Raw genomic sequence first — 2737 nt, 5'->3', positions numbered from 1 at the left:
CACTCTGCCATGAACACTTCGGAACAAACTGTGGGAGCGGGCTTGCTCGCGAAAGCGGTGTAGCAGACGACGAATAGGCTAACTGACCCACCGCCTTCGCGGGCAAGCCCGCTCCCACAGAGGAAAGTGTCCCCCGAAGTTCTGTGTGGAAATTCACGGGGCTGGCGGCCGATCAGGGAATCAACATCAACACCTGCCCCGGCACGACGATCTTGATCACCCCGGCCCAGGTGCACATCAGGGTACTGTTGGCGTCGATGGCCGGCATGTTGCCCAACAGCAAGGTCGGCGCCCCACCCGGTATCCAGGGCGCAGCAGTAGCCGGAATACAAGGCATGGGCGTCAACACACCCAGAGCCGCCGCAGTCGCAGCGGCTACCGTAGGGTTCGCCAGGCTCATGCACATCCCAAACGTGGTGACGTTCACCAACGGAATGTGATCCATGATATTCGCCGCCGGCATCCCACCGGTCAGCATCCGATTGACCGGCAGTACATTGAGCACCGCCGGGGCTGCGCCGAAGCTGCATTGCAAGGTGGCGGTGCTGCAGACCTGTGGGGATCCCATCGTGATGACTCTCCTTGAAAGCGACACCCCTGAACCTTAGCTGGTCCAGGCCCGGCGCGCCCGCCACGATGTATCAGGCCCGCTGATTATCCTGCAACACGCTAACCTATAAGACCCCGGCGTGCTTGTGACGCCTCCCACGCGCCATTAGATTAGCCAATGATCGATGGCCTCCAGAATAAGCAGAAGGGATAAGCATGGCGTTTACTGATCAGTCCACCCGCGTACGCGACGGTGAAGAACTCGATGCCAACCTGATCGACCCGTACCTCAAGGCCCACATCCCCGGCCTGACCGGCGCACCACGGATCAGCCAGTTTCCCGGCGGCGCATCGAACCTGACCTACCTGCTGGAGTATCCCGAACAGGAATTCGTGTTGCGCCGTCCACCGTTCGGCCACAAGGCCAAATCCGCCCATGACATGGGCCGTGAGTTCCGTATCCTCAACCAGTTGCGCGATGAGTTCCCGTATTGCCCGAAAGCCTACGTGCACTGCACCGATGAGTCGGTCATGGGCGCCGAGTTCTACGTGATGGAACGGGTCAAGGGCATCATCCTGCGCTCCGACCTGCCGCCCGAGCTGGGTTTCGACGCCGCCCGCACCGAAGCACTGTGCAAGAGCTTCATCGACCGGCTCGTCGAACTGCATCGGGTCGATTACCACGCGTGCGGCCTGGCCGACCTCGGCAAACCCGACGGTTACGTGGCCCGGCAGATCCGTGGCTGGAGCGAGCGCTATGAGAAAGCCCTGACCCCCGACGCGCCGAAATGGGAGACGGTCAAGGCCTGGCTCAACGACAAGATGCCGGCCGACCATCCCGTCTCCAGCATCGTCCACAACGACTACCGTTTCGACAACGTGATCCTCGACCCGGACAATCCGATGCAGATCATCGGCGTGCTGGACTGGGAACTGACCACCCTCGGCGACCCGCTGATGGACCTGGGCAACAGCCTCGCCTACTGGATCGAGGCGACGGATCCGGCACCGGTCCAGTTGATGCGCCGCCAGCCCAGCCACGCGCCCGGCATGCTGACCCGTCGCGAATTCGTGGACTACTACGCCGAGCGCGCCGGGATCCGCATCGACAATTTCGATTTCTATTACACCTATGGCCTGTTCCGCCTGGCCGGGATCGTCCAGCAGATCTACTACCGCTTCTTCCACGGCCAGACCCAGGATCAACGCTTCGCGCAGTTCGTTCAGATGAACAAACTGCTGGAGCAGATGAGCCTGCAGGTCATCGGCAAATCCACGCTTTGAGCGCACCTAGAACAAGGAAACAGCATGTCCAAGACTCAGTTGTTTGACCTCGACGGTAAAATCGCCTTCGTGTCCGGCGCCAGCCGTGGCATCGGCGAGGCCATTGCCAAGTTGCTGGCCCAGCAAGGCGCCCATGTGATCGTTTCCAGCCGCAAGCTCGACGGTTGCCAACACGTGGCCGACGCCATCATCGCCGCGGGAGGCAAAGCCACTGCCATCGCCTGCCACATCGGGGAAATGGAGCAGATCAGTCAGGTCTTCGCCGGCATCCGCGAGCAGTTCGGGCGTCTGGACATCCTGGTGAACAACGCAGCCACCAACCCGCAGTTCTGCAATGTACTGGACACCGACCTGGGCGCTTTCCAGAAAACCGTCGATGTGAACATTCGCGGCTATTTCTTCATGTCGGTGGAAGCCGGCAAGCTGATGCGCGAGAACGGCGGCGGCAGCATCATCAACGTGGCCTCGATCAACGGCATCTCGCCGGGGATCTTCCAGGGCATCTACTCGGTGACCAAGGCCGCGGTGATCAACATGACCAAGGTATTCGCCAAGGAGTGCGCGCAGTTCGGCATCCGCTGCAACGCCCTGCTGCCGGGCCTGACCGACACCAAGTTCGCCTCGGCGCTGGTCAAGAACGACGCGATCCTGAAAACCGCCCTGGCGCAGATCCCGCTCAAGCGCGTGGCCGACCCGAGCGAAATGGCCGGCACCGTGCTGTACCTGGCCAGTGACGCGTCTAGCTACACCACGGGTGTGGCGCTGAATGTGGATGGTGGGTTTCTGTCCTGACAACGCACTGTCCCCCCTGTGGGAGCGGGCTTGAACTGGTCAAGTATTCTTGGACACCATTTAAGGTTCACGCCGCCAGTCTTTCCCTGACGACCGGCGACCGGTAATCGTT

Annotated in this window: 3 protein-coding genes; 2 read left to right on the top strand and 1 reads right to left on the bottom strand. The window is 61.3% G+C overall.

The window, feature by feature from the left end; translation table 11 throughout:
* Positions 1–172: 172 nt before the first annotated feature.
* Entirely contained in the window at positions 173–568 is a 396-nt protein-coding gene (locus FBX99_RS21545) for a DUF4280 domain-containing protein (protein ID WP_144925108.1), read from the bottom strand.
* A gap of 197 nt (positions 569–765) precedes the next feature.
* Here FBX99_RS21545 and FBX99_RS21540 point away from each other — a divergent pair, with 197 nt between their 5' ends.
* Together FBX99_RS21540 and FBX99_RS21535 are read left to right on the top strand one after the other, a co-directional pair.
* Positions 766–1833 carry a phosphotransferase family protein gene (locus FBX99_RS21540; protein WP_145132835.1) on the top strand — a complete coding sequence of 356 codons (1068 nt, stop codon included), beginning with the start codon at positions 766–768 and terminating at the stop codon, positions 1831–1833.
* Between the two features lie 24 nt (positions 1834–1857).
* Positions 1858–2625: an SDR family oxidoreductase gene (locus FBX99_RS21535; RefSeq protein ID WP_041022123.1), complete on the top strand. Its 768-nt coding sequence runs from the start codon at positions 1858–1860 to the stop codon at positions 2623–2625.
* The last annotated feature ends 112 nt before the right edge of the window (positions 2626–2737 follow it).

The organism is Pseudomonas sp. SJZ074, assembly GCF_007828215.1.
Taxonomy (GTDB): domain Bacteria; phylum Pseudomonadota; class Gammaproteobacteria; order Pseudomonadales; family Pseudomonadaceae; genus Aquipseudomonas.
Note: the sequence above shows the minus strand (reverse complement) of the source record. Positions and strands in the feature narration are given on the sequence as shown.

Bases quoted from the DNA above. Each gene is read 5' to 3' on its own strand.
- FBX99_RS21545 (WP_144925108.1), bottom strand. From the start codon at position 568: ATGGGATCCCCACAGGTCTGCAGCACCGCCACCTTGCAATGCAGCTTC.
- FBX99_RS21540 (WP_145132835.1), top strand. From the start codon at position 766: ATGGCGTTTACTGATCAGTCCACCCGCGTACGCGACGGTGAAGAACTC.
- FBX99_RS21535 (WP_041022123.1), top strand. From the start codon at position 1,858: ATGTCCAAGACTCAGTTGTTTGACCTCGACGGTAAAATCGCCTTCGTG.